Annotated in this window: 25 protein-coding genes; 15 read left to right on the top strand and 10 right to left on the bottom strand. The window is 73.1% G+C overall.

The window, feature by feature from the left end; translation table 11 throughout:
- The first annotated feature begins 115 nt into the window (after positions 1-115).
- The 3 genes from dacB (at position 116) to tilS (ending at position 3768) form a co-directional block, all read left to right on the top strand.
- The gene (dacB, locus tag ACFYPR_RS00525) at positions 116-1591 is read left to right on the top strand and encodes a D-alanyl-D-alanine carboxypeptidase/D-alanyl-D-alanine-endopeptidase (RefSeq protein WP_387258681.1); all 1476 of its coding nucleotides are present in this window, start codon (positions 116-118) and stop codon (positions 1589-1591) included.
- Between the two features lie 103 nt (positions 1592-1694).
- Positions 1695-2765: a zinc-dependent metalloprotease gene (locus tag ACFYPR_RS00530; protein ID WP_354860810.1), complete on the top strand. Its 1071-nt coding sequence runs from the start codon at positions 1695-1697 to the stop codon at positions 2763-2765.
- 10 nt (positions 2766-2775) lie between these two features.
- A complete protein-coding gene (gene tilS / locus ACFYPR_RS00535; RefSeq protein WP_387258153.1) occupies positions 2776-3768 on the top strand; it encodes a tRNA lysidine(34) synthetase TilS in 993 nt (330 codons plus the stop codon).
- On the opposite strand, the gene ACFYPR_RS00540 is transcribed toward tilS, so the two are convergent.
- Positions 3755-4735 (bottom strand): GlxA family transcriptional regulator, encoded by a 981-nt coding sequence (locus ACFYPR_RS00540; protein ID WP_387258155.1) that lies wholly within the window; start codon positions 4733-4735, stop codon positions 3755-3757. The genes tilS and ACFYPR_RS00540 overlap by 14 nt on opposite strands.
- Before the next feature lie 138 nt (positions 4736-4873).
- Here ACFYPR_RS00540 and ACFYPR_RS00545 point away from each other — a divergent pair, with 138 nt between their 5' ends.
- The 4 genes from ACFYPR_RS00545 (at position 4874) to folE (ending at position 8948) form a co-directional block, all read left to right on the top strand.
- Positions 4874-5023, top strand: a complete 150-nt coding sequence (locus ACFYPR_RS00545; protein WP_234587421.1) for a hypothetical protein — start codon at positions 4874-4876, stop codon at positions 5021-5023.
- Positions 5024-5123: 100 nt separating this feature from the next.
- The gene (gene hpt, locus ACFYPR_RS00550; RefSeq protein ID WP_354860805.1) at positions 5124-5699 is read left to right on the top strand and encodes a hypoxanthine phosphoribosyltransferase; all 576 of its coding nucleotides are present in this window, start codon (positions 5124-5126) and stop codon (positions 5697-5699) included.
- A 529-nt stretch (positions 5700-6228) separates the two neighbouring features.
- Entirely contained in the window at positions 6229-8247 is a 2019-nt protein-coding gene (gene ftsH / locus ACFYPR_RS00555; RefSeq protein ID WP_387258157.1) for an ATP-dependent zinc metalloprotease FtsH, read from the top strand.
- 35 nt (positions 8248-8282) lie between these two features.
- Positions 8283-8948, top strand: a complete 666-nt coding sequence (gene folE, locus ACFYPR_RS00560) for a GTP cyclohydrolase I FolE (protein ID WP_355135933.1) — start codon at positions 8283-8285, stop codon at positions 8946-8948.
- Positions 8949-9071: 123 nt separating this feature from the next.
- Here folE and ACFYPR_RS00565 read toward each other — a convergent pair whose 3' ends face one another.
- Positions 9072-9773: a hypothetical protein gene (locus ACFYPR_RS00565; protein ID WP_387258683.1), complete on the bottom strand. Its 702-nt coding sequence runs from the start codon at positions 9771-9773 to the stop codon at positions 9072-9074.
- Between the two features lie 46 nt (positions 9774-9819).
- Positions 9820-12381: an FtsK/SpoIIIE domain-containing protein gene (locus ACFYPR_RS00570; RefSeq protein ID WP_387258158.1), complete on the bottom strand. Its 2562-nt coding sequence runs from the start codon at positions 12379-12381 to the stop codon at positions 9820-9822.
- A gap of 194 nt (positions 12382-12575) precedes the next feature.
- Here ACFYPR_RS00570 and ACFYPR_RS00575 point away from each other — a divergent pair, with 194 nt between their 5' ends.
- Positions 12576-13139 carry a hypothetical protein gene (locus tag ACFYPR_RS00575; protein WP_387258685.1) on the top strand — a complete coding sequence of 188 codons (564 nt, stop codon included), beginning with the start codon at positions 12576-12578 and terminating at the stop codon, positions 13137-13139.
- Here ACFYPR_RS00575 and ACFYPR_RS00580 read toward each other — a convergent pair whose 3' ends face one another.
- Genes ACFYPR_RS00580 through ACFYPR_RS00610 form a run of 7 tightly spaced genes read right to left on the bottom strand, consistent with a single transcriptional unit; the run spans position 13140 to position 21559 of the window.
- A complete protein-coding gene (locus ACFYPR_RS00580; protein WP_387177897.1) occupies positions 13140-13739 on the bottom strand; it encodes a hypothetical protein in 600 nt (199 codons plus the stop codon).
- Positions 13740-13752: 13 nt separating this feature from the next.
- Positions 13753-14928 carry a M23 family metallopeptidase gene (locus tag ACFYPR_RS00585; protein WP_354861087.1) on the bottom strand — a complete coding sequence of 392 codons (1176 nt, stop codon included), beginning with the start codon at positions 14926-14928 and terminating at the stop codon, positions 13753-13755.
- Positions 14925-15482 (bottom strand): hypothetical protein, encoded by a 558-nt coding sequence (locus ACFYPR_RS00590; RefSeq protein ID WP_363936159.1) that lies wholly within the window; start codon positions 15480-15482, stop codon positions 14925-14927. Before ACFYPR_RS00590 ends, ACFYPR_RS00585 begins: the two co-directional genes overlap by 4 nt.
- On the bottom strand, positions 15479-17437 hold the full coding sequence (locus tag ACFYPR_RS00595) for an MFS transporter (protein ID WP_387258160.1): 1959 nt from the start codon (positions 17435-17437) through the stop codon (positions 15479-15481). The genes ACFYPR_RS00590 and ACFYPR_RS00595 overlap by 4 nt, the downstream gene beginning before the upstream one ends.
- A 1-nt stretch (position 17438) precedes the next feature.
- Complete coding sequence (locus ACFYPR_RS00600) at positions 17439-20819, bottom strand: ATP-binding protein (protein WP_387258162.1); 3381 nt, start codon at positions 20817-20819, stop codon at positions 17439-17441.
- A 49-nt stretch (positions 20820-20868) separates the two neighbouring features.
- Positions 20869-21231 (bottom strand): hypothetical protein, encoded by a 363-nt coding sequence (locus ACFYPR_RS00605; protein WP_007466101.1) that lies wholly within the window; start codon positions 21229-21231, stop codon positions 20869-20871.
- A gap of 13 nt (positions 21232-21244) precedes the next feature.
- Positions 21245-21559, bottom strand: a complete 315-nt coding sequence (locus ACFYPR_RS00610) for a hypothetical protein (protein ID WP_030327982.1) — start codon at positions 21557-21559, stop codon at positions 21245-21247.
- A 346-nt stretch (positions 21560-21905) separates the two neighbouring features.
- Between ACFYPR_RS00610 and folP the strand changes: the two genes are divergently transcribed.
- From folP to ACFYPR_RS00645, 7 genes are all read left to right on the top strand, one after another.
- Positions 21906-22805 carry a dihydropteroate synthase gene (gene folP / locus ACFYPR_RS00615; protein ID WP_387258164.1) on the top strand — a complete coding sequence of 300 codons (900 nt, stop codon included), beginning with the start codon at positions 21906-21908 and terminating at the stop codon, positions 22803-22805.
- Positions 22802-23167: a dihydroneopterin aldolase gene (gene folB, locus ACFYPR_RS00620; RefSeq protein ID WP_355064941.1), complete on the top strand. Its 366-nt coding sequence runs from the start codon at positions 22802-22804 to the stop codon at positions 23165-23167. Before folP ends, folB begins: the two co-directional genes overlap by 4 nt.
- Positions 23164-23691, top strand: a complete 528-nt coding sequence (folK, locus tag ACFYPR_RS00625; protein ID WP_387258165.1) for a 2-amino-4-hydroxy-6-hydroxymethyldihydropteridine diphosphokinase — start codon at positions 23164-23166, stop codon at positions 23689-23691. The genes folB and folK overlap by 4 nt, the downstream gene beginning before the upstream one ends.
- A gap of 19 nt (positions 23692-23710) precedes the next feature.
- Positions 23711-24250 (top strand): DUF3180 domain-containing protein, encoded by a 540-nt coding sequence (locus ACFYPR_RS00630; protein ID WP_355135781.1) that lies wholly within the window; start codon positions 23711-23713, stop codon positions 24248-24250.
- Positions 24251-24368: 118 nt separating this feature from the next.
- Positions 24369-25583: an ABC transporter permease gene (locus ACFYPR_RS00635; protein WP_387177909.1), complete on the top strand. Its 1215-nt coding sequence runs from the start codon at positions 24369-24371 to the stop codon at positions 25581-25583.
- Positions 25584-25635: 52 nt separating this feature from the next.
- On the top strand, positions 25636-25944 hold the full coding sequence (locus ACFYPR_RS00640) for a hypothetical protein (RefSeq protein ID WP_387258167.1): 309 nt from the start codon (positions 25636-25638) through the stop codon (positions 25942-25944).
- 56 nt (positions 25945-26000) lie between these two features.
- A complete protein-coding gene (locus tag ACFYPR_RS00645) occupies positions 26001-26501 on the top strand; it encodes a hypothetical protein (protein WP_354861103.1) in 501 nt (166 codons plus the stop codon).
- Positions 26502-26535 lie beyond the last annotated feature (34 nt).

Genomic DNA, 26535 nt, shown 5'->3' on the forward strand with positions numbered 1-26535 from the left:
ACACCCGACCAGTCCCGCCCCGACCAGTCCGGCCCGGGGTGGCGCGCCGTCCGGTGACGGCCCCACTGTCCGCATTCCGACCGGCGTACCGCCTCTGGGCCCGCCGATCTCCGCGCTGCCGGCGCCGGCCGACGCCGAGCCGCCGGTAGCGCCGCCGACCTCGCCGCGCCGCCGGGGGCGGCTGGTGGCCGTGCTGGCAGTGGTGTTGCTGCTGGTGCTGACCGGTGTCGGCGTCGTGGTGACCCGGCCCGGCCCGGTCGCCGGCTGGTTGGGCGAGGATGCGGCGTCCGCGCCGACCGCCGCCGGCCCCGCCCCGGAACCCGCTCCGGCGGACGTGCTGGACGGGCCCGACCCGAACGCCCCGCTGCCCGCGCCCGACGGCGTACGGGCCGCGCTGGACCCGTTGGTCGGTGTCTCCGCCCTGGGCGACCGCGTGAACGTCTCGGTGGCCGACGTGACCACCGGTCAGACGCTGTTCGCCAAGGGTGCGGACGACGGGACGGTGCCCGCCTCGGTGACGAAGCTGGCGACCGCGGTGACCGTGTTGGCCGCCCGTGGGCCCGGGTACCGGATCCCCACCCGGGCGGTGGCCGGCGCCAAGCCCGGCGAGGTGGTGATCGTCGGGGGCGGCGACCCCACGCTCGCGGTGGACAAGAAGGGCTACTACCCCGGGGCGGCACGCCTGGACGACCTGGCCGCGCAGGTGCGCACCGCGCTCGGCGGCACGGCCCCGACCAGCGTCACCGTCGACGGCACGATCTACTCCGGCCCGGTGTACGGCCCCGGCTGGGACGACGACATCCCGACCGGCGGGTACGGCGGCGCGGTGACCGCGCTGATGACCGACGGTGCGCGCAAGGACCCGGGTGCCGAGGCCGGTGGCGCCGAGCGGGTCGCCGAGCCGGACCTCGCCGCCGGCCGGTCGTTCGCCCAACTGCTCGGCGTACCGGCCAGCACCGTCAAGCGGGGCACGGCCCCGGCCCTGGCGACCGCCGCCGGTGGCACCCCGCCTCCCGGTACGGAGCTGGGCGTGGTGCAGTCGCCGCCGTTGATCCGGCTGGTCGACATCATGATCAGCGAGAGTGACAACCTGCTGGCCGAGGCGCTGGCCCGCCAGGTGGCGCTGACCCGCAGCCAGACGGCGTCGTTCGACGGTGCCGCCGCCGCCATGGACGCCGAGGTGGCGGCGCTGGGCCTGCCCGCCGAGGAGATCACCCTCTCCGACGGCAGTGGCCTGTCCCGCCGTAACCGGATCAGCCCGTCACTGCTCACCGACCTGATCCGGCTGGCCGCGAGCCCGGACCACCCGGAGCTGGCCGGCGTCTTCGGCGGTCTGCCGGTGGGCGGCTGGTCCGGCACGCTGGGCGACCGGTACCGGGGCGCTCCCGGCACCGCCGGCGGGGCGGGCGCCGTCCGCGCCAAGACCGGCACCCTGACCGGGGTGCACGCCATCGCCGGCCTGGTCACCACCGCCGACGGCCGACTGCTCACGTTCGCGGTGCTCACCGACAGGGTGCCCGGTGGGACGGACACCGCCCAACCGGCGCTGGACCGCATCGCCGCCGCGCTGGCCGGCTGCGGTTGCCGCTGACGAGCGTCGGGGCGGGGTTTCCGGCCGGCGCCGGGCGCGCGACCGGCGTCGATCGCCGACGCGAGCCCGGGCCGGGGTGTCGCGACGCGGGTACGGTGGGTTCATGGCGCAGTTCGTGGACTGGGATCTGGCCGCCGCGACCGCGGGGGCGTTGAGCAAGTCGGGCCCCCGGGTGTCGTACTCGGAGGCCACCGACGTGGTCGGCGACCTGCGTCGGCTGACCGACGAGGCGGCCGGGCACGTGGCCGACTACACGGGGCTGCGGGCGCAGGTGGCACACCCGCCGGTGCGGGTCGTCGACCGCCGGGACTGGGCGGCCACCAACATCGCCGGGCTGCGTGAGGTGATCACTCCGCTGGTCAGTCGGCTGTCCGGCGACAAGCAACCCGGCGCGCTCACCGAGGCGATCGGGTCCCGGCTGACCGGGGTGCAGGCCGGCACCGTGCTGGCCTACCTCTCCGGCCGGGTGCTCGGCCAGTACGAGGTCTTCTCCGCCGACCCGGGCCAACTGCTGCTGGTGGCGCCCAACATCGTCGAGGTGGAGCGCAAGCTCGGCGCCGACCCCCGGGACTTCCGGCTCTGGGTCTGCCTGCACGAGGTCACCCACCGGACGCAGTTCACCGCCGTGCCATGGATGCGGGCCTACTTCCTCAGCGAGGTGCAGGCGTTCGTCGACGCCTCGTCCAGCGGCGGCGAGCACCTCGTCGAGCGGCTGCGGCGCGGGGTGGCGACGCTGTCCGAGGCGGTCCGCGACCCGGAGAGCCGGACGAGCGTGCTCGACATTGTCCAGACCCCGGCGCAGCGGGCCGTCCTCGACCGGCTCACCGCGCTGATGACCCTGCTGGAGGGGCACGCCGAGTTCGTGATGGACGGCGTCGGCCCGCAGGTGATCCCGAGCGTGGAGCGGATCCGGGCGTCGTTCAACCGCCGGCGCGAGGCGGGTAACCCGTTGGAGAAGGCGATCCGCCGGCTGCTCGGGGTGGACGTCAAGATGCGCCAGTACGCCGAGGGCCGCAAGTTCGTGCACGGCGTGGTCGAGCGGGTCGGCATGGAGGGCTTCAACTCGATCTTCAACTCGCCGCTCACCCTGCCCCGGCTGTCCGAGTTGGGCGACCCGGACGCCTGGGTGGCGCGGGTGCACGGCCCGGCCGGCACCGTACCGGCCGCTGGCTGACCGTCCGTCGATGGGCGCGCTCGCGCCGCCGGTGGCCGCGATCCGGGTGGCGGTCCGCCGCGCGCTGACTCACCTGCCGTCCGGCGGCCCGGTGCTGGTCGCCTGCTCCGGTGGCGCCGACTCACTCGCCCTGGCGGCGGCCACCGTGTTCGTGGCGCCCCGCCTGGGCCGGACCGCCGGCCTGGTGACCGTCGACCACGGCCTGCAGGCCGGCTCGGCGAAGCGCGCGGAGGCGGTGGCCGGCTGGGCCCGAGAGGCCGGGTTCGCGCCGGTGGTGGCGGTGCGGGTGCGGGTGGCCGGGCGTCCGGGTGGCCCGGAGGCGGCGGCCCGGGAGGCCCGCTACGAGGCGTTGACCGAGGCGGCTCGGCAGCACGAGGCGGTCGCGGTGCTCACCGGGCACACCCGCGACGACCAGGCGGAGACCGTGCTGCTCGCGCTCGCCCGGGGCGCCGGTCCACGCGGGCTGGCCGGGATGCCCAGCCGGCGGGAGCTGGCCGGGGTGCCGCTGCTGCGCCCGCTTCTGGAGATCGGTCGGGAGCAGACCCGCGCCGCCTGTGCCGCGCTTGGTCTCAGCGCGTGGCAGGACCCGCACAACACCGACCCGTCGTACGCCCGCTCCCGGGTGCGGGCCGACGTGCTGCCGGCGTTGGTGCGGGCGCTCGGGCCGGGCGTGGTGGACAACCTGGCGCGTACCGCCCGACTGGTGGCGGCGGACAACGCCGCCCTCGACGAGACGGCGGCGACGGCGCTGGCGGCGGCCCGGCACCCCGCCGGTGGGCTCGCGGTGCCGGAGCTGGCCGGTCTGGCCGCCGCCGTACGCGGTCGGGTGCTGCACGCCTGGGCGCGGGAGCTGGGCGCGGTGCCCGGGGCGCTGTCGCACCGGCACGTCGCCGCGCTGGACGCCCTGGTCACCGACTGGCACGGTCAGGGTCCCACCGACCTGCCCGGGGGTGTCCGCGTACTCCGTCGTGGCGACCGGCTGACGGCCCTCAGCTCGGGCTGAGAGCCCCGGTGCCGTCCGCCCGGTCCCGGAAGGTGGTCCGGTAGCTGTGCGGGGTGGCGCCGACCCGGCGGCTGAAGTGGTGGCGCAGGGCGGCCGCGTCGCTGAAGCCGGCCTGGTCGGCGACGGCCTCCACGCTCAACGGGGTCTCCTCCAGCAGCCGTCGGGCGAGCAGCACCCGCTGGTTGGTGAGCCAGTCGTGCGGCGTGGTGCCGGTCTCGGCGCGGAACCGGCGGGCGAACGTGCGCGGGGCCATGGCGGCGCGGGCGGCCAGCTCCTCCACCGTGATCGTCCGGTCCAGGTGCCCCATCAGCCACTCCAGCACCGGCTCCAGGGTCGGCGCCTCGGGGGCCCGGGGGATGGGCGCCTCGACGTACTGCGACTGGCCGCCGTCGCGGTGTGGCGGGACCACCATCCGCCGGGCCAGCCGGGTCGCCGTGGCCGAGCCGTGCACCTGGCGGATCAGGTGCAGGCAGGCGTCGATGCCGGCCGCCGTGCCGGCGCTGGTGAGCAGCCGACCGTCCTGGACGTACAGCGAGTTGCAGCGCACCCGGGCGCGGGGATGCCGGCGTTGCAGCTCGTCGACGTAGCGCCAGTGGGTGGTGCACTCCCGGTCGTCCAGCAGGCCCGCCGCACCGAGCAGGAAGGCGCCGGAGCAGACGCTGAACAGGTGCGCGCCGCGCGCGTCGGCCCGGCGCAGCGCGTCGAGCACCGGGTCGGGAATGACGGTGCCCGCGCTGTGCGCGGGGACGGCCACCAGGTCGGCCTCCTCCAGCGGGCCGAGGTCGGCGTTCGGGGTGAGGTGGAAGCCGGCGGACGTCCGGACCGCAGCGCCGTCGGGGCTGCACACGTCGAAGCGGTACGCGGGGAAGCCGTCGGCCGTCCGGTCGGTGCCGAACACCTCGGCCAGCACACCGAGCTCGAAGGGAGCGACCTGGTCGAGGGCGAGGACGGCGACGGATCGGAGCATGTGACGAGGGTAACCCGAGAGGTGGCAGTAAATCGATGCCCAGCGGCATCTCTGCCACTGTCCGGCCGGCGGGAGTCGGCGCAGACTGGTCTCAGTCCGGTGCGCACCGGCGGCGAAACCGACAGCAACCATGCGAAAGTGAGCGCCGCCATGGAGTTCCTGCTCTTCCTCCTGTTCCTCGTCCTGCTCGTCGCCGCCTCGGCGGCCGGCCTCACCGCGGACAGCCACGACTCGGCCGACTGGAAGCCCAGCGAGGACGGCCGCCGCTGGCGGTCTCGCACCAGCTGATGCGTTTGATGCCCTTTGCGCCGAAGATCCCCGGCGGGACCGCACCAAAAGGTGCGGCCCCGCCGACGGAGGCCATCCGACGTACGGCAGGCTAGGAGTCATGGCTGACGGCTCCTGGTACGACGCCGACATCGACCACGTGATCATCTCCGAGGCGCAGATCCGCGAGAAGACAGCGGAGCTGGCCAAGCAGGTCTCCGCCGACTACGCCCACGTGGGCGACGGACTGCTGCTGGTCTGCGTGCTCAAGGGCGCGGTGATGTTCATGGCGGACTTCGCCCGGGCGTTGGGCCGCAACGGCCCCCCGGCCGAACTCGACTTCATGGCCATCTCCTCCTACGGCCAGGGCACCACCTCCTCCGGAGTGGTCCGCATCCTCAAGGACCTCGACCGGGACATCGCCGGCCGGCACGTCGTGGTCGTGGAGGACATCGTCGACTCCGGCCTGACGCTCTCCTGGCTGCTGCGCTACCTGGAGTCGCGCTCGGCGGCGAGCGTCGAGGTGGTCGCGCTCTTCCGCAAGCCGGAGGCGGTCAAGGTGCCGGTGGCCGTGAAGTACGTCGGCTTCGACATCCCCACCGAGTTCGTGGTCGGGTACGGCCTCGATTTCGCCGAGCGGTACCGGGAGCTGCCCTACGTCGGGGTGCTCAAGCCCGAGGTCTACGCCCGGTCCTGACGCCGACCGACCGTCCCGACGGGTCGCGCCCGGCGGCGTGAGAGCAACTCGCATCGGTATTCGTCAAGCCGACGTTCAGCGGGCTCCCAGCTGTTCCGGTTACCGTGGAGCCCGGTGGCGCGGAGGCAACTCCGTGCCCGGCTCCTCGACCGCGTGACCGGGCGTGCGGGTGGCCGGGCTGGATTCCCCGCCACGCCGGTTCTTGCCCGGACCCGCCGTACGTCCTGGTGCGGGGCTGGCGAGGCCGCTCACGGAGCCCGTCGTCGATGGCGACGGAGAACCGAGGGCGGGGCTCGCGGGCTCACTCCTCGCGTACACGGGGCCTTCGATTGATACACCACTGCGGGGCTCGCAAGCTCACTCCTCGCGTACACGGTGTACCGTCGAATGACCGCGGCGCGGCAGTTTTCGCGCCTCGGGGTCGAGGCCGGCCCGCACGGCGGCTCCGACGCCGCCCAGGGCGGCGACACCATCAGACGGTCAGGACGTCGATCAGGAGGATGCGGGCGCTCCGGCGCTCGACAACAGTATGGAACGTACGCGTTTCTTCCGCCGACCGGTGGTCTGGATCATCCTGGTCATCCTCGGCGCCGTTGTGCTCAGTCAGCTGTTCACCGCTGGTCCCAGCTACCACCGCGTGGACACTTCCGTTGCGCTCGACCAGCTCCACACCGCTCAGATCAACAAGGTCGTCTTCCAGGACAAGGAGCAGACGCTCCAGCTGGACCTGAAGAACAAGACCAAGTTCGGTGAGACCAACACCGACCGGATCGAGGCCCAGTTCCCGTACCAGGCTGGGGACGAGATCTGGAACCAGGTGCTGGACGCCAAGGCGGCCAACCGGGTCACCGGCCCGGCCGACGCCAAGGTCTCGTCGGACAGCATCTGGGTGAGCCTGCTGGTCAACCTGTTGCCGATCGCGCTGCTCGTGCTCCTGCTGCTGTTCTTCATGTCGCAGATGCAGGGCGGCGGCTCCCGGGTGCTCAACTTCGGCAAGTCCAAAGCCAAGATGATCACCAAGGACACTCCGAAGACGACCTTCGCGGACGTCGCGGGTGCCGAGGAGGCCGTCGAAGAGCTGTACGAGATCAAGGACTTCCTGCAGAACCCGGCGAAGTACCAGGCACTGGGCGCCAAGATCCCGAAGGGCGTGCTGCTGTTCGGCCCGCCCGGCACCGGCAAGACGCTGCTGGCCCGCGCGGTCGCCGGTGAGGCCGGGGTGCCCTTCTACTCGATCTCCGGCTCGGACTTCGTGGAGATGTTCGTCGGTGTCGGCGCCAGCCGGGTCCGCGACCTGTTCGAGCAGGCCAAGACCAACGCCCCGGCGATCGTCTTCGTCGACGAGATCGACGCCGTCGGCCGGCACCGTGGCGCCGGCATGGGTGGCGGTCACGACGAGCGCGAGCAGACGCTCAACCAGCTGCTCGTCGAGATGGACGGCTTCGACACCAAGGGCGGCGTGATCCTGATCGCCGCCACCAACCGGCCGGACATCCTCGACCCGGCGCTGCTGCGCCCGGGCCGGTTCGACCGGCAGATCCCGGTGGACGCCCCCGACATGGAGGGCCGCAAGGCCATCCTGCGGGTGCACGCCAAGGGCAAGCCGTTCACCCCCGACGTCGACCTCGACGCGGTGGCCCGACGTACCCCGGGCTTCAGCGGCGCCGACCTGGCCAACGTGATCAACGAGTCGGCCCTGCTCACCGCCCGCAAGGACCAGCGGGCGATCACCAACGACTCGCTGGAAGAGTCGATCGACCGGGTGGTCGCCGGTCCGCAGCGCCGCACCCGGGTGATGAGCGACAACGAAAAGAAGATCACCGCGTACCACGAGGGTGGGCACGCGCTGGTCGCCTGGGCGCTGCCGCACGCCGCGCCGGTGCACAAGGTGACGATCCTGTCCCGTGGCCGCTCGCTGGGCCACACCCTGGTGCTGCCGACCGAGGACAAGTACACCCAGACCCGCGCCGAAATGATCGACACCCTGGCGTACGCGCTGGGCGGCCGGGCCGCCGAGGAGCTGGTCTTCCACGAGCCGACCACCGGCGCCGGCAACGACATCGAGAAGGCCACCCAGCTGGCCCGCGCGATGATCACCCAGTACGGCATGAGCTCGAAGCTCGGCGCGATCAAGTACGGCACCAGCGGGGACGAGCCGTTCCTCGGCCGCAACATGGGCCACGAGCGGGACTACTCGGACTCGGTGGCCGCCGAGATCGACGGCGAGATGCGGGCACTTGTCGAGCTGGCGCACGACGAGGCCTGGGAGATCCTGGTGGAATACCGGGACGTCCTGGACAGCATCGTGCTCGAGCTGATGGAGAAGGAGACCCTCTCCACGGCCGACATGGCGCGGATCTGCGCGCGGGTGGTCAAGCGCCCGCCGCTGGCTCCGTACAACGGCTTCGGCAAGCGCCAGCCGTCCACCGAGCCGCCCGTGCTCACCCCTGCGGAGAAGGACAAGCTCAAGGCGCAGGCCCAGGCCGACGGCGCGCAGGCGTCCGTTGGTGGCGGCTCGCCGTCCAACAACTCGGACGGTACGCACTGAGCGACGACCCGACGGCCAGCTCCCCTCACCGGGAGCTGGCCGTTTCCGCGACCGAGCCCGACGGCGACGACGGGCTGGACTACGTTGCCGCCCGGCTGATCAGCGGCCGGTTGACCGGGCGCCCGATCGAGGACGCAGTCGACCTCGGCCGGATCGAGAAGGCCGTCCGGGAGATCCTGATCGCGGTCGGCGAGGACCCGGACCGCGACGGCCTCCAGCAGACCCCGGCCCGGGTTGCCCGCGCGTACGCCGAGCTCTTCGCCGGCCTGCGGGTCGACCCGGCCCAGGTGCTCAGCACCACCTTCGAGGCCAACCACGAAGAGCTGGTGATCGTCCGGGACATCGACGTGATGAGCCTCTGTGAGCACCACCTGCTGCCGTTCCGCGGCAGCGCGCACATCGGTTACATCCCCGGCCCGGACGGGCGGATCACCGGCCTGTCCAAGCTGGCCCGCCTCGTGGAGGTCTTCGCCCGCCGACCCCAGGTGCAGGAGCGGCTCACCTCGCAGGTCGCCGACCTGCTGATGAGCAAGCTCGCCCCGCGTGGCGTCGTCGTCGTGCTCGAATGCGAGCACATGTGCATGGCGATGCGTGGCATCCAGAAGTCCGGTGCCAAGACCATCACGTCGGCGGTGCGCGGCGTCCTGCAGTCCGACCCCAAGTCGCGGGCCGAGGCGATGGCGCTGATCATTCCCCGCTGACCTCCCGGACGCGACAACGGCCGGCCGCCCTCTTCCGGGACGGCCGGCTGTCGCGTCTTGAGGGTGGCCGGCCGTCGCGTCTGCGGGGTGGTCCGCTCGTCAGCCGGTCAGCCGGTCAGCCGGTCAGCCGGCCAGCAGGGCCAGGAGCAGGCCGGCCGTGACCAGCACCGCCGGCACCAGGCAGACCAGCGCACCGAGGCGCACCGTCCGGTCCAGCCGCTCGTCGGGGCTCGCCTGGAACAGCCGACCGACACCCACCCAGCCGACGACGAAGGCGACCGCCGGCATCGGAAGCCCAGCGATCAGGGCCGTCACGCTGGCCGGGCCCGTACCAGTCGTCGCGTACACGATGACCTGGATCAGCGGCACCAGCAGCGCCAACGGCCCGTACACCAGGAGGTTGCGGGCCCGCGTGGGCCAGGAGGCCGGTCGGAGGCCGCGACGCGCGGCCAACGCCGCGTCCGCGGCCTCGGCCCGACCCCGCGCGGCCCGCAGCGCCGCCAGTACTGCGGCCGGGCCGCCGACCATCGACCGGGCCGCCTCGGTCAGCTCCGGCGGCGACGGCACCAGCGAGATTGCCGGTACGCCTCGCTCCCGCAGCCGCTCCTGCTGACTCGCCAGCCCGGCACGCACGACCGTCAGTTCCTCCCGGGCGGCCTCCGCCGAGCGGGCCTGCTCACCGGCGGCGGCAGCCGCGCCGCGCCGGACCGCATCCAGTTGCCGCGCCGCCGCCAGGTACTCGGCCCAGCCGCTGACGGGTTCCACGGCCGCCGGCGTGCCATCGCCGTCCGCCCCGGCGGTCCGCTGCCGCCCCGGCCCGGTCACCGTAACGTTCGACCCCACACCGACACCTCCCGCGTGCACCGCCCGCTCACCCCACCTTGTCGGCGAACGGCACCAGGACCGTGCCCCGCTCGTCCGGACCGTCCCACAGCGCCGCCCGGTCCGGGTGTGCCCGCCACTGGACCGGCCGGCCGAAGACGGCGGCGAGCTGCGCCGCCGGCACGTCCAGCACCACGACGGCGGCGAGCTTGTCGACCTCGCCGTCCGGCTCCAGCAGCGCGGCGAACGGCGGCACCGCCCGCCACCAGCCCAGCAGGTGCCGGCCCGCCGGCGGCCCGTCCCGCAGCAGCGCGCGCAACCGGTCGGCCGGCAACTCCCGTGGCCCGGGCCGATCCAACCCGAAGACCACCAGGTACGTCGGCAGCTCCCCATCGGTGTCCGCGAGCAGCGTCGGCACGTCCACCAGGCACGCCGGATGGCGGGCGGCCAGCTCGGCCGTCAACGCCTCCGCCAGGGGGCGTGCCCCCTGGTCCGGCGCGGCCACCAGGAACCGGGCGGTGCCCGGCGGATGATGAGCCGCGGTGCTCCGGGCCGCCGTCGCCAACAGGCCACCCGCCGCCGGCCCCGAGCCCAGCACCGCGAGGTTGCGCCCGGCCGCTGGCCCCATCGGAACGGCAACCGTCGTACGGGCCACGTCCACCGCCCGGCCGAGCAGAGCGGCCGGCCCGTGTGCCTGGCCCGCCAGAGCCGCCCGGTGACGCGGATCGTTGCTCAGCAGCGGGCGAGCGTAGCCGGCGAACACCACCGGTGGCGCCGAGCCGGCCGGCCGAGCCTCCCACAGCTCGTGCCGCAGTTGCTCGACGACCTCCGGATGGTCCAGCGGATCCGGGTGCCGGATCAACCGCTCGTGGCCACGGATCGCGCCCCGGGGACCACCGAGCCCTCCGGCGGTGTTCACCACCGCGCTGCCCACCGGCAGCCCCGCGGCCGAGTCGTTGGTCGGCTCCAGCACCGGGCCGCCGCCCGGCAACGCCACCCGCACCGGGAACTGTCCGAGAACCGAATCCCGGTGCCCGGCGTCCGCGCGGCCACTCAATCCCAGCTCGCCCGCGCCGGCCAGCACCAGGTGTACGCCGTACGCCCGACCGGCGCGCGCCAGCCCATCCACCTGCGCGGTCAGCTCGGCGGCCAGCCGATCCCGCTCGGCGAAGAGCAGCGGCACATTGTCCACCACACAGACGATGCGGGGCAGCGAGCGGTGCTGGCGCAGCTCCGCGAAGCGCTGCCCACCGGCCCGCCCGGCGGCCTCCGCGCGGCGCTGCACCTCGGCCGTCAACTGGTCGAGCAGGTCGCGGACGTACTCCCGGTCGGCGGCCATGGCCGCGGCCCGCACCTGCGGGATCCAGGAGCGGTCCCGCTCGGTCTGCAGAAACTCCACGAACGACTCACCGTCGCCCAGATCCGCCAGGTAGAGCGCCAGGTCGTCCGGGCCGTACCGGGCGGCGAGCCCCAGCAGCGCGGTGGTCAGGAACGCCGCACGTCCCGCCCCGGACCGGCCACTGACCAACCAGTGCGGGGTCAACTCGGTGAAGCCCAGCGGCACCGGCCGGCCCCCGGCGTCACCCACCATCGTGGTGAGGCTGTCCGAGGAGTCCGCCTCCCAGAGCCGCTCACCCGTCGCCGGCAGGAGATCGGCCAGTGCCAACCGGGAGCCCGCCTCCACCTGGGCGGCGAGCCGTCGACAGACCGCGTCGACGAGATCCGCCGGCGGGTCCGTCTCCACGAAGACCGGTGAGTTCAACCCGCCCGGTGGCTCGGCCCCGGGGCTCGCGAACGACGCCCCCGGCGGGTCGCCGAGCAGCGCGTACGCGTTGCGCAGCACCAGTGAGGTGGCCTGCGGCAACGGTGCCCGGGACGCGTACGGGCCCGGTGGCGGCCAACCGGCCACCACCAGGTGCAGGCCGGCCATGGGCCCCTGCTCGGCCAGCGCCTCGATCCGCGCCAGGTCGGTCGGACCGGTCAGCTCCGGCAACGCGGCGACCACCAGCAGCAGGGTGCGGTCGTGGCGACGACGCCCGCTCGCACCCGGGGTCACCCACTGCTCCGCCTCCGTCAACACCGCCCGCAGACCCGCCACGTCCACCGCCGGTGGCGGCAGCAGCCCGGCATCGGCCAGCGCGCCGAACGGCGTGAGCACCGCACCCGTGGCGTCCACCGCGCGCACCAGCAGCGCCCCGGCGGGCGCCCCGCCCAGCAACCGCAGCAGCACGGCCCGCAGCAGCCCCGCCACCCGGGGCTCCCGCGCATCGGTGTCCACACTCAGGTGCCCGGCCCCGATCAACGGCACGAGCGCGGGGAAACGGGCGTCATCCAACGGTGCCGCCGTACCCACCCGCACGAAGGGCGGCGGGCCGTCACCCGCCGGAGAATCCACGGTGAGCGAGTCCAGATTGGCCCCGGACCAGCCCGGGGCCAGCCGCGCGGCAACCACCCGCAGTCGGTCGGCCAACTCGTACTGGCGGCGCTGATCCGCGGGGGCCGGTCGAGTCTCGTCGAGGATGCCGGCGGCGGCGGTCACGACAGCTGCGGCCCGGCGGTGCAGCGCCGCCGCTCGGTTCGTGCGTGCCTTCGGACCGGCCACCGTGTCCACCCCCTCACCCGAGGTTGGCAACCCCTCCCCGAGCAGTGACGGTATCCCAGCCGGAGCCGCTCCTCCGGGAGGTACCGCGGTGGTGCGCCGGTGTTGTCGCGGATCTCACCGGTGGGGAGGGGTCCGTCACGATCCGCTGGATCTGAGGCATTGGCTCCGGGCCGTCCAGCCGTTAACTTCAGGAGGTGGAATCAGTGCAGCCCCCCGCCGGTTCCCAGGTCTCCCGCGTACCGGCCCAACGGACTCCGTCCGAGCAGCTGCCGCCGGCCCCGCCAGCGCCGGCGCCACAACCGCGCCGCCGCCGACTGCGTACGGTGCTCACCGTGGTCGGTGGGGTGCTCGCCCTGCTCTGCCTCGGTGCTCTGGCGACGGGGTACGTGCTGTACAACCGCGCGGCCGCCCCCGACCGCAGCGCCCCCGACGTGGCCGTCGACAACTACCTACGCGCCTTTCTCGTGGACCGCAACGACGCACGAGCCGACCAGTACACGTGCGAGGGCGGGACTGAGCTTCGCGCGTTGCGAGAGCTCCGTCTCGAAGTGGAGCAACGCGAGTCGACGTTCGACGTAACGGTACGAATTTCTTGGGGCCCCCTGACTAGGAGCCCGTCGAGTGATGGCGAATCGGTCGCCACGACCCTCACCATTGCCGGTTCTTCCGATGGCGTCCCCAGGAGTAGCCGGCGAGAGGACTGGACGTTCAACGTGGTCGAGGACGATGACGGCTGGCGGGTGTGCACCGGTGCCAAGGCTGGTTAGTTATTCGATCCACAGCAGATGGACCGGAACCTCCAGGGTGGTGGGTGATTGGCCACGCCAGGCCCAGCGGTACCACTCCACTTCGGGCGTGATCCGCACGCAGATGTCGCCTTCGGCCCCCGAGTAGGTCTCGGTGACGGCCCGCATGTCCCGGTGTTCCAGCCCACCCTCGACGTGCACCACCCGGCGTCCGGTGACCGCGTCCGCCTCGAAGACGGGCGTGGGGGACCGATGGGACGGCCCGTCCAGCGAGACCAGCCGGATTCCGGTGTCCCGGGTGCCCTCCGATCCGGGCCTTTCGCAGATCGTCTCCACCCAGACCCGCTCCACCGGCACCAGCGGCGCGAACACCTCGACCTGGTCGGCCTCGGCCCGGTACCACTCGTGCTCGGGGATGACCGGCACGTAGGTCCGGGCACCCTGCACGACGCGGTCGTCCGCGCGCAGATCCCCTCGCCAGCCGAGCCCGGGCAGACCGACCAGCACCCGCTGCCCGCGTAGCTCCACGCGTCCGGTCGCGGGCACGATGGTCAGTGGGCGGGGCGGCCGGGGTGCCCAGTCGGGCTGGTCGGCGAACGGGTCCGGCATCGGTCCGGTCATGCCCGTGACAGCCTCACTCCGCGCCGCGCAGCGGGGCGCCCCGCTCGCGCATGAACGGAATCGGGTCGACCGCGCCCCGGCTGGACCGGTCGTTGCGCAGGTGCACCTCGAAGTGCAGGTGCGGGCCGGACGAGTTACCGCTGCTGCCCACCTGCCCGATCACCTCGCCGGCCGGCACGATCTGATCGGGTGCGACCCGGGGGTGGACGACCATGTGGCAGTACCGGGTGATGTAGCCGCCGGCGTGCAGGATGTCGACGAACCAGCCACAGCCGCCCTTGCCGGGGTACCCGTCCACGTCGCAGCTCCGCCGTCCGCGATTGTCCGGGTCGCAGCGGGCTACCAGCACCCGGCCGGCGGCCGCGGCGCGGATCTCGGTGCCCTTGGCCGCTCCGATGTCGACACCGTTGTGGCTGGGTCGCTCGGCGGTCCGGAAGCCGGAGCCGACGTCACCGGAGATCGGCGCGGTCCAGCCGGAGGCGGCGATCTGGCCGCGCTCGGCGGCGTCGCACACCGCCTTGCCATTGATCTCGACGGTGCGGGCCGCGCCACCGGCCAGCGCGTCCACGATCTTGCTGGCCAGTTCCTCGTGCTTGGCATACGCGTCCGGATAGGCGCTGATCTGCACCTGCTGGGCCACGACGGTCAACGGTCGGCGCTGCCAGCTGCGTACCTTCACGAGCTTTTCGTAGAACTTCCGGGCCGTGTACGCGGGAGTCATCCGCTCGGCGACCGAGCCCCATCCCGGCCGCTGCTGGAACAGACCCAATGAGTCGTGGTCCGCGCCGACGCCCTCGTGCGGCAGGGCGAGAGAGGCGGGCACCCCGGTGTTCGCCAGATTACGCAGCGCGGACTCCTGCATCGCGGTGGCCAGGGCGATCACCCAGCCACGCGAGGGCACCCCCATGTCCTGACCGACCTTGATGATGATCGCCGCGTTGCGGATCTGCGCGTCGCCATACTCGGCAAACCGGGGCAGTTCGCCGGCGATGTCCACCGGACGCACGGGTCCGCAGCCCCAACCGGCCAGGGCATCCCCGTCCTGCGCGTCGCCGCCGAGACCGCTGAGAAAGAACGCCGCGGTGCCTCCGGTGCAGCAGAGCAGGAGCAGCACCCCGGTGAGCACTGAGGCGATCACGCCGACCCGAATCGGGCGGCGAAGAGCACGGCCTGCTCGGCCGGCGGTCACTGTCGCTCCCAGTCCACCACGTCGACCAGCCAACCCTTGTCCGCCACCACCAGCTCCAACCGGAGCCGCCCGGTGTCGAGCGGTAGCAGCACCTCGACGAACGTGTCGGTGCGCGATCGCACCGATGGTGGGCCGGTCACCTCCTCGGCCGGCACTCCGCCGGGCTCGGCGCCGGCCAGCTTTTCGGTCAGCGCCGGGGTCGACAACGGCCGCAGGCCGGCCTGCCACTGTTCCGCCGTCATTCCGGGTCGGCCGAGCCAGGCGGAGGCGAACCGGTCGGCGGTCTGCTCCGGCGTGCGGGCGCCGGGCCGGGTGACCGGCGACGGCGGAGCCTCGGTGGAGGTCACCCCGTCGTCACCGGCCGTCGGGTCGACGGTGGTGATCGGCCGGTTCGGTCGGCTGCTCAAGCCGTCCGCCGGGTCCATCGGGCCGGACGCGAGGCGGGCTGCCCCGATCACCCCGAAGACCAGTACCGCGATCACCACCGCCACTCCCAGTCGGGACCGCAGCGCCCGGGTGAAGAGGAATTCCAGGGCCCGTCGCATCGCGGTCACCGAGCCTCTGAGCGCACCCGCGGTCCGGTGCGGTCCGGCGCACGTTCGGTGGAGCCGGGCCGGTAGACCACGAACGACGGGTTCTCCGACGGCACGTCCGGTTCAGTCCAGGTCGCCGGCTGCCGTCGACGGGGCTGCGGTGGCACCGGACGACCTCGGTTGCCGGTCTCCTTCGTCGGCGCCTCATCGGCGCGTTCCTGACCGTCCGGTCGACCGTCGCTGGCGCCTCGGCCCGCGACCGGGGTTGGCGTCGGCGTCGGGGCCGGGTCTTCACGGCGTGCCTCCGGGCGCAGCCGGGTCTGCTCGGCGTCCGGCGACCGGCGGCGTCCGCCCACCGGTTCCATCGTGCCCCCGGGCTCGGCCACGTCGAGCCGGGCCGCCGTCCGCATGTCCCGGAAAAACCGGCGGTGCCAGGACCCGGCCGAGCTGACCGCCTCGCTGCTGTCCTTACCGCCGAGCTGGGTGATCCGCCGGTACGGCCGCAGCAGCAGCCAGCCGACCACTCCGCACAACCACACCAGCACCACCTGGAGCCAGCCGGGCAGCGTGGGCGTACTCATGATCAGATCGACCGCGAACAGGTAGATGGCGGCGCCGGTGCCGAAGATGGCGATGTTGAAGATCGCGGCGACCACGGCGTTCGCGAGCCGTCGTAGGCCGGCACTGGCCGGACGGAGCAACCCCACCGTGCCCAGGATGGGTGCCGCGATCACCGCCCATCGGAAGATCAGGAAGCCCAGCAGGACCAGCAGCGACGCGGTCAGGTCGAACATGGCGAACAGGACCGAGGCCAGCACCGCGATGAACCCGGCCCCGACCCGGTCCATGTCCCGGACACCCTGGAGGTACTCGTACGCCTCCGGGTCCTCGGTCTGGATCTGCTCGGCCACCCGCGCCCACTGCTGCTGCTTGGCCTTGATCGTCGCCTCCCGGGTGGCCGGGTTGGCGCGCAGCTTCTCGACCTCGTCCCACGACAGCGCCTTGGCGTCGTACAGCGCCGGACCGTACTTACGGGCCGTCTCACTGTCGGCCGAACCGAGCACGCCCCGTAGCCAGTTCCGATAGAGCATCGCCTCGGTGGCGGTGTCGCTGGCTCGCACGGCGGGTGGTCTGTTGTCCTTGCAAGCCTCAGGATTCGGATCGTCGCACTGGCTCGGCGGAGTATCCCGTGCTGCCGGGCCCACCGCGTCGTGCACCACGCCCAGCGAGGTGACCAGCGTGCCGTCCGCGATGTTCGCCGACTTGACCGGCCAGGCGGCGAGGGCGGTGACCGCGACCATCACCAACAGAGCCCAGCCGGCGGTGGTCATGGCGTTGCTCATGTCGGACTGGCGAGATCGCCAGAGCAGATAGAGCCCCACCACGCACAGCGTGACGATCCCGAAGACGCTGAACACCTTCTCGTAGACGGCCTTGGTCGCCTTCTCAACCAGCGGGTCGGCCCAGCCCCACATCGAGCCGGGATCCCAGGCGCGTTCTCTGAGCGCGTTCGACGCACCGATGATCGCCGTGGCGACCATGAACTCGCCGTTCGCCACTGTGGTGGTGAACTTGTAGTCCGGATGCAGGACCGACGACGCGCAGCCGCCGGGGATGTCGTACGTCGGATAGCTGTATCCGGCGTAGCCGTAGTCGCTGTAGAGCCCCTTCGGCCCGAGTTGTTTGGCGGAGTCCGGACGACCGGCGAACCAGCCGGCGAGGCCGGAGTCCGGCGTGCCCGGGGTCGGCGCGTTGCGGCACTTGACCTCGTCCTCGCTGACCGCCTGGAGCTTCCCTACGCAGGCCCGGAAGTCCGCTTGCCATTCGGCCGTCGTGCAGAGGTCGGCTCGGGCCTGGGCGACCGGTGGCGCGGCTGCGGCCGCCTCCGCGCCGAGCAGCGGCCAGCTGAGGGTGGCCCCGGCCAGCACGCCGAGCGCGAGCAGGAACGACGCGATCCGTGCCCGGGGCCCAGCCATGTCACGCCTCCAGATCCGGCAGGGAGATGCTCGGCAGGACTCCGGCCGCCGCGGCGATCGCGGCGGGCGTCGTGTCGAGGTGGTCCAGCAGGCCGTCGACGTACGAGACGTCGACGCGGACCTTCTGCACCCGACCGTCGACGTCGCGCATCACGAACTCCCGGAAGCCGAGGCGGTCGGCCGAGTTGGTGTCGGCGGCGGAGAGCGAGGCCAGGGTGGCCTCGTACCCGTCGTTGACCGGCACCCGCAGCAGCCGAAGCGCTTCGGAGGCGATCTCGGCGTCCTCGGCGATCCGGCCGACGAAGACGGTGGAGACCAGGTTCTGCACGTCGAGGCCGAGGATGTCGCGGGGGTTCTGCGAGGCGACCAGCGCCGCGAGGTTCCACTTCCGGGAGTCCCGGGCGAGCCGGACCAGGAACGAGCGGCCCGACCGCCAGCCTTCCATGAAGTGCGCCTCGTCGAGGCCGACGAGCTTTCGGGACGACATCGACCCGCCGTAGCAGCGGCGGACGGCGAGCCGGTGCGCGGTGTGCAGCATCGGCAGGGCGAGGGCCTCCTCGGCCGACCAGTACTCTCGTTCGATCTTCAGGTCGGGCAATCGGAGCCCGGCCATCGTGATCACGGTGAGCGCCGCGTCGGCACCGAGCAGACCCTCCGGCGGCCGACCGAAGAAGAGCATGGCCAGCGGCATCTCGGCGGTGTCCAGGAGCAGGTTCGCCAGCTCCTTGCCGGCGTCGTCGTCGAGCCGGCCGAGGCAGCTCACCACGTCGTCCAGGGTGGACGTCTCCTCGGCGGGGACCTGCCGGACGGCGTGCCGGAACAGGGTGGCGGTCGACGCCTCGCGGGCCACCTGCGGCGGCACGAGCATCATGCAGATGTCCTGGACCAGCATGCGCCGCTCGGCCCGGGCGTTGGAGACCGCGATCTCGAACTCGCGGTCACCGGGGGCGCCGGTGGCGAACTCACTGCGCAGTGGCGTCGGGATGAGCGAGTAGGGCGCCAGGGTGCCGTGCTCCGACCCGGTCAGGTTCAACACCCGGGAGTACGGCCGCAGCTCGGGCATGGCGCAGAGCCGGGCCAGCGGCCCGGACGGGTCGAGCAGGGTCACCTGGACCCCCCGTCGGGCGGCGAGATAGCCCAGCGCGCCGAGCAGGGTCGACTTGCCACCGCCCGGCTCGGCCACGAAGACCGCGAGCCCGGAGCGTTCGCGTACCTCCATGGGGAAGTGCAGGTCGAGGAAGACCGGGCGGCGGCAGGTGCCGGCGGTACGCCCGATGAGGTCGCCCCGGCGGTCACCGACGGTGGACGCGGCCTGGGGGAGCGCGGCGGCGAGCAGCGGGACCGGCATCCGGCGGACGTAGCCGGTGTTGGCGATGGGCTCGCCGGGGATGAACTCGCGAGCCAGCCAGTCCTGGTTCTTCGGGTGCTGCAGGGAGATGCGCAGCTCCCGGGAGTAGAGCTGGATGAGCCGCCGGGCCCGCTCCAGGCACTCCTCCCTGGTCCGGCCGCCGACCGCGATCCGGTGCCAGCCGTGGGCGCGGGCCGAGTCGACGGGCAGCCCGGTGGTCATCTCGTCGCCGATCACCAGCGCCCGCTTGGCGAGGCGTTCCAGCTCCGGTGGCGCGTCGATGCCGTGCTCGGCGTAGTCGAGCTGCTGGGAGCGGATCATCCGCAGCCGGTGTTCGAGATTGCGGAACGAGTCGCCGGATCCGAGGATGTCGACCCGGGTGGAGATCTCCATCGGCCAGGGCAGTCGCTCGTGGAAGTGCAGCCAGGGCTCGTGCCGTTCCGGGATCTCCAGCGGCTCCATCCGGCCGACGGCGAGCACTGCCACGTGCCGTTCCTCGCCGGTCATCCGGTTGACCAGTTTCACGGTCGAGCCGTACGGGGTGCGGTAGCGCTCGACCTGCTCGGTCAGGGCGAGCAGGTCACCGCGCTCCCAGCGGCCGTCGGTCACCGGGGAGAGCCGGCCCGGGGGCGCCATGCACAGCGCCACCGAGCGGTAGAGCAGCCACTCCAGCTCCTGGGCGGTGACACGTCGGCCGCGCATGCCGAACGCGCCGAGAACCTCGTCGAACTGTTCCACGGTGCGGCCCAGTTTGCGACGCTCGCCCTCGGCGGTGCCCCGGCCGAAGGTGCGCAGCAGGCGTTCGGTCATGGAGTCGCCGAGGGAGCGGCGGGCGAAGGTGACGCCCAGGTAGGTCTGCCCCTCGGCGTGGTTGACGGCCATGAGGTGCCGCTGGGCGGCGACCAGGTGGTCCGCCCAGCCGGTGGTGCCGGCCACGTCGGGTAGCGGTGCCGGGGTGTGCGCGTCGATGGTGCGCGCCCACTCGTCGGCGGGGAACGGGCGGGTGGTCCGGCGCAGGTGCAGCCGGAAACCGGCCAGGCCCGCGTACTGCTCGGAGATCGCCGACAGCAGCGCCTCACGCTCGGCGTCCGGGCGGAAGGCCCAGCGGACCTCGGGCAGCCAGTACCAGGCGGTGACCGTGTTGGGGGTGAAGGTCAGGTGGCCGGCGATCTCGGTGATGGCCAGCTCGACCGACGGATCCCGGTCTCCGAATTTGATCTTCGGGGCGCGGACCCGGGTCGGCTTGATCGGCCGGTCCTGGTTGCTCGCGGCCCGCTGGCGGGGTGGGGCGACTTCCTTTCCGGCCCCCTTGGGTCGTTCCGACCCGGGGCGGCGTGGCGCCCGATCCAGGGCCGGCCGGTCGCTCGGGGCGGCGGTGGCCGGCCGTTCCGCCGGCGCGGCCTGACGCTGCACCGATGCCGTCGGTGGGACGACGGGTGCGGCGCTGGACGTCCGGGGTGCCGGGCCGGTGGCCGTCGACGCGGACGCGCCTGCGGCGGTCGGCTCGGGGTCGTCCGAGGGGTACCGTATCGGGCGTCGGTCGCCTGCCTGATGCGGCACCCGGGATTCACCGGCCGGGTAGGCGTCCGCCCGTCGTGGCTCGACGGGAGGTCGGTCGCTGGTGGACCGGTCGTCGGGCGTCCACGGTGGCTCCAACTCGGGCGCCGGTCGGGCCGGGGTCGGAGCGACCGCGGGTGGCTGCTGCGGGACCGTCGGCTGGCTCCGGGTCGCGGGGCCAGCCGTCACGGCCCGTGGACCACCAGGTCGCGCGCCACCGAACAGGTCCAGGAACGGCGAGTCGATGTCGGCGTTCTCGCCTGCCGAGACCGCGCTGGGCTCGGCGGGTGGCGTCCGGCGGGTGACCGGCCGAGGTGCCTGGAACACACCGACCGCGCCGTGGCCGGGCGAGGTCACCAGCGCGGGGTCGAGCGCCACCTCGTCCTCGGCCTCGGGGTAATCGAATGACTGCGCACGGTGACTGGCCGGCACGGCCGGGCGGCCGGCCGGGGAACCCGGCGTGGAAGAGCGACTCATGCGACCGCCTCACCCGCGTCGTGCAACAGACCGCTCGGCGTACGCCCGGTCATGCCAGCTCCTCCCGGATCCTGATCCGGCTGCCGACCAGACGCGGGTCGCGCTGCTCGATCGCCGGCTCCCGGGTACGTCGCCAGTCGGTCAGCGCGGTGCGGATGACCACCCGCGCCGGCCGATCGGGGTCGACGTGCCGGAAGATGAACGACGTGGTCACGATGGCGAGCGCGATCTCCCAGGCTGGGAAGAGTTCGACAGTCAACGTGAACAGCCAGTGGATGAACATGTAGAGGGGGACCAGCAGCATGAAGAGCCCGTACTGGGCGTAGGGCAGGTGGACCGGAAGGGTGTAGCCGGGCGGCCCGAGGTAGACCAGGCGGGCCCGGTAGATGTCGTCGTCGGTGCGTAGCCGCATCTGGTGAACGCGCCTATTCGAAGATCAGGTCGATCAGGTAATCGCCGACGAAGAAGAGTGTGGCCGCGCCGGCGATGAAGGCCAGCCCGACGATGGCGATCGCGGAGCTGGTCAGCACCTTGGAGATCTCGCCCCGGCTGGCGCGACCGATGAAGATGACGCCCAGGACGGCGAGCAGGATCGGCGCGATCTTGCTGGCGAAGAAGGTGACGACACTGTTGGTGTCGATCCCCTTCGGTGCCGGCTCCGCGAGTGGAGCCGACGCCAGGGTGGAGAGCGCGTGGGCGACGCCGGAAGACGCCGTCTCCATGAGCTCGAAGGCGATCACTGGAACCTCCCCATAGCGCGGCCGGCGGTGCCGCAGCGGTGCAATGGACGAGCCTGGCGGGAAATGTGCTCCACAGGGCGCAGCGTTCTTGACCCTGCGTTCGTTACTCACCACGGAGGGTGGCGAGGTTTGGGCGTTTTTCCCCCGCTTCGGCCCTCCCTCCAAGCTTCGCCATCTCGATGCTGGCCAATTCCAAAGCGTACGGGCCGCCCCGGATTGCGACAAGCCGCGAAGGGACTGCCTGCTGCTGCCCGGATGACCGATCGTACACCTGTTCTAACGAGCACGTCAGGGGTGGTCGACCCGGGCCGCCGGGTACCGCCACCACGACCGGTACCGTCTAGTCGTGACCGATCTGGTACGGGCTCCGGGCCCGGTGGTGATGGGCGTCCTCAACGTCACGCCGGACTCCTTCTCCGACGGCGGACGGTACGCCGACCTCGACGCGGCCGTCGGACACGGCGTCCGTCTGCGCGAGGCCGGGGCGCACCTGATCGACATCGGCGGTGAGTCGACCCGTCCCGGCGCCGAGCGGATCGACGCGGTGACGGAGGCCGAGCGGGTGCTGCCGGTCATCCGCGAGCTGACCGCCGCCGGTGTGCCGGTCAGCATCGACACCAGCCGGGCGCGCGTGGCCGAGGCCGCGTTGGGCGCCGGCGCGGCGGTGGTCAACGACGTCTCCGGCGGGTTGGCCGACCCCGACATGGCCCGCGTCGTCCGCGACGCCGGCTGCCCCTGGGTCCTGATGCACTGGCGGGGCCACTCCCGGCAGATGCGCGACCTGGCCAGCTACACCGACGTGGTGACCGATGTGCGGGGCGAGCTGGCACAGCGGATCGACGAGGCGCTGGCCGCCGGGGTCCCGGCGGACCGCATCGTCATCGACCCCGGCCTCGGCTTCGCCAAGACGGCCACCCACAACTGGGAACTCAGCGCTCGCCTGCCGGAGCTGCTGGACCTCGGGTACCCGCTGCTCTTCGGCGCCAGCCGCAAGTCCTACCTCGGTCGACTCCTCGCCGGCGCCGACGGCACACCGCGACCCACCGCTCAGCGGGAGGCCGCCACCGTGGCCACCAGCGTGCTCGCCGTCGCGGCGGGCGCCTGGGGCGTACGCGTGCACGACGTGCGCGCCACCGTGGACGCGCTCGCCGTCTGGGCCGCCACCGGCAGCCCGCGCCTGGTGCCAGCCAGCCCGGCTGGGCGGCCCGTACGAGCGGCCGCCGGCCGGCGAGAGGGAGACCGATGAACGACCGGATCCAGTTGACCGGCCTGCGTGCCCGCGGCCGGCACGGGGTGTACGACTTCGAGCGCGCGCAGGGGCAGGACTTCGTGGTCGACGCCGTCCTGGAGTTGGACCTCGCCCCGGCGGCGGCCAGCGACGACGTCACCGCGACGGTCCACTACGGCGAGCTGGCCGAACGTCTGGTGGCGGTGGTGACCGGCGAACCGGTCAACCTGATCGAGACCCTCGCCGACCGGCTGATCGCCGTCTGCCTGGCCGACGAGCGGGTCCGCACCGCCACGGTCACCGTGCACAAGCCGGAGGCGCCGGTGCCGCACACGTTCACCGACGTGGCCGTCACGATGACCCGGACGCGTACCCGATGACCCGGGCCGTGCTCTCGCTCGGCAGCAACCTCGGCGACCGCCTGGAGCACCTCCGGATGGCCGTCACCACGCTCGGCGACACCGTGCTGGTGGTCTCCGGCGTGTACGAGACTCCACCGTGGGGGGACGCCGACCAGCCCGCGTACCTCAACGCGGTGCTGCTGGCCCAGGACGCCGCCGCCACGCCCCGCGACTGGCTGGAGCGGGCCCGGGCCGCGGAGCGCGCGGCCGGCCGGGTCCGTGACCCGCAGCGGCGGTTCGGGCCGCGCACCCTCGACGTGGACGTGATCGCGGTCTGGGGCGACGACGACGAGCCGGTGCTCAGCGACGAGGAGGAGTTGACCCTGCCGCACCCCCGGGCGCACCTGCGCGCGTTCGTGCTGCGACCGTGGATCGACATCCAGCCGTACGGGCGGCTGCCCGGCCACGGCTGGTTGACCGACCTGCTCACCGCCGGCCCGGTCGCCGACGACGCGCTGGAACTGCGTCCCCGGCCGGAACTGGCGTTAGAGTCGACGGCATGACCCAGTGGAGCCGGCCGGCATGACGCAGGCGAAGTCCCCACCACCGGGCGGGCCGGGCCCGGACCGGTCGCGGATGGGTCCCACCCGGATCTCGACCCTGGTCGTGGCCGCCCTGGGCGCGGCGGCGGTGGCCTGGCTGCTGATCAGCAGCCTCTACTACAGCGGCATCCCCCGTCTGCCGTGGCTGCCGGTGGTGACGCTTGCCGCGCTCGCGGTGCTGGAGGCGTACGCGGCCGTCAACACCCGCGGTCGCATCGAGCGCAAGCCCGGCCGGGATCCGGTGAACCCGTTGATGGTCGCCCGGTTCGTGGTGCTGGCCAAGGCGTCGGCGCTGGCCGGGGCCATCTTCGCCGGTTTCTACGCCGGGCTCAGCGGGTGGCTCTTCGTCGAGACCACCCGGGCCGCCATCGACGATCGGCCGGCCGCCGGGGGCGGGCTGCTGGCGTCGCTGGCGCTGGTGGGGGCCGCGCTCTGGCTGGAGCGGTCCTGCCGGGTCCCGGAGCGCCCGGACGACGAGCACGAGCCCGACCAGCGCCAGAGCCGTCCCGGCCAGCGCTGAGCAGGGGGTTACGCCTGGCTCCGGGCGCGGGTACGGTGCCTCCGATCGGAGAGCAACGGCCGCCCCCGATCCGTCCGTGCGCCGGACCGGGACGGCCGGCCACTGGGGAGGCGGTGCCATGGGGTACGAGGACACGGGCCGGGACCGGTCGGTCGAACCCTCGTCCGGGGTTCCTGTCGCCGTCCTGGAGAACGTCTTCGACGATCCCACCCACGGCGAGCCGGGCCGGGACCGCGTCGGTGTGCACATGTTGTGGGAATTCCTGCTGCTGGTCGGTCTCGCCGCCCTGGGCTGGCTGCTCTGGCGGGCCGACCCGGACACGCTGCGCGGCGCCGGTCTGCGTACGTTGCTGGTCGGCGCGGTCGGCCTCGGGCTGCTCGCTCTCGCCGCCGGGCTGAGCCTGCGCACCGCCGTCCCCAACCTGGCCGTCGGGCCGGTCGCGGTCGCCGCCGCGCTGCACTACGCGGAACAGGGCGATCGAGGGCTGGCGACGTCCGTGGGGTCGGCCGTCGTGGTCGCCGCGGTGGGCGGTCTCGTGTTGGCGCTGGCCGTGGTGGTGTTACAGGTGCCCGCCTGGGCGGCGAGCCTGGCCGCAGCGGCCGGAGTCGTGGTGTACATCGAACGTCGTTCGACGTCGATTCTGGTGCAGGGGGACTACGACCCGAGGCGTACGGCCGGCTACCTCTTCGCCGGGTTCGCCGCCGTCGCGGTTCTCGGCGGTCTGTTCGGCACGATCAGGTCGATCCGCCGGCTGGTGGGTCGGTACCGGCCGGTGGCCGACCCGGCCCGGCGCCGGGGCGCGCTGGCCGCCGTGGTCGCCGCCGTCGCGCTCGTCGGTTCCACGGTGCTGGCCGCGCTCGCCGGTGTCCTGCTCGCCGCCAACGGCCCCGGGGCGGTCACGCCCACCTCCGGGCTGGACTGGACCGTCCTGGCCATCGGCGTGTCCCTGCTCGGCGGCACCAGCGCGTACGGCCGCCGCGGCGGGGTGTTCGGCACGGTGCTGGCGGTCGGCCTGGTCACCGTCTTTCAGGCGTACGCGCCGGAGCGCGACTGGACGGTGAGTCACTGGGCGCTCGGTGGCGTGGCGCTCGGCGTCGGGCTGCTGGTGACCCGGCTGGTCGAGACGTTCGGGCGGCCCCGGCCGGGCCACGTGGAGAAGATCGAGCCGGTCGGCGACGGCACGATCAGCACGGGATGGAACGTGCCCCGGCAACAGTCGGCCGACAACTGGCCTCCGACGCTGCCGACACCCCTCGCGCCGGAATCGGCCGACCCGTGGCGTGACCCCCGCTGGGAGACCGGCCCGCGGCGCTGGGACGCCGACGACCGGTGAGCCGTGTCCCGTCCGCCGAGCCGGCGCTGATCTCGACCGTTAGGCTCGCCGCATGACCGACACACCTGCCGCCACCCCCGGCGGAACCTCGTTCGAGGATCTCGACGCGCTGTCCACGGAGGAGCTGCGGGAGCGGGCGTTCGCCCGGGCCCGGGAGCGTCGCGACGTGGGGTTCTACTGGTCGGTGCTGCGGCACCTGCCGAACGCGGACGAGGCCACGGTGCTGGACGGCGCGCCGAACTCGATCGGCCCGACCATCGACGAGGCGAACGCCTTGTGGCGGGAGCTGACCGGGCACGGCTACGAGGAGTCGGCGCCGCTGCTGCGGGCCGCCTTCATCGACTACCTGCTGAAGCGCTGAGCCGTTCGGGGCAGCCCAGGTCCGCCCGGCCGGCCGGCACGGGACCTGGGCGGATCATGGGACTCGTCCGTACGGGCCCGGTCAGCGGCTACGGGACGGCCGCCGGCACCGGCGCGCTCGCCGTACTGCTGCTGGTCGGCATCTGTGGCAGCCCGGCGTACACCGGCTGGGCCGCCGCGACGCTTACCGACCCGGACTCGGCCGGCGGCTTCTACCTGCGCCTGCTCGCCTGGCCGGCCTGGCGGCTGGACGCGGACGGGCAGGCCGGCGGTCTGTTCGCCGCCGACCTGCGGGCCGTCGCGCTCGTGGTCCTCGCGGTGGCGCTGCTCTATCTGCTGCCCGCCGCGCAGGTGGCCCGGGTGCCCGGCCCGGTCAGCCAGTTCTTCTCCGGCTGGGCCGCGTACGTGCTGGCCGGCGGGCTCGCCGCCGTGCTGGCGGCGCTGCTCGGCCCGGACCCGTCGCTGCTGGCAGCACTGCGAGACGCCAGCAGCGGCGCCGGCTACGGCTTCCTCACCGGCTGGATCATCGGCACCGCGAGCCTCGGTGGTCGCGCCTGACCCGCGCGACCCCATTCGGAACGGGTGACGCCGC

This window comes from Micromonospora sp. NPDC005254 (assembly GCF_042872525.1).
Lineage (GTDB): Bacteria > Actinomycetota > Actinomycetes > Mycobacteriales > Micromonosporaceae > Micromonospora.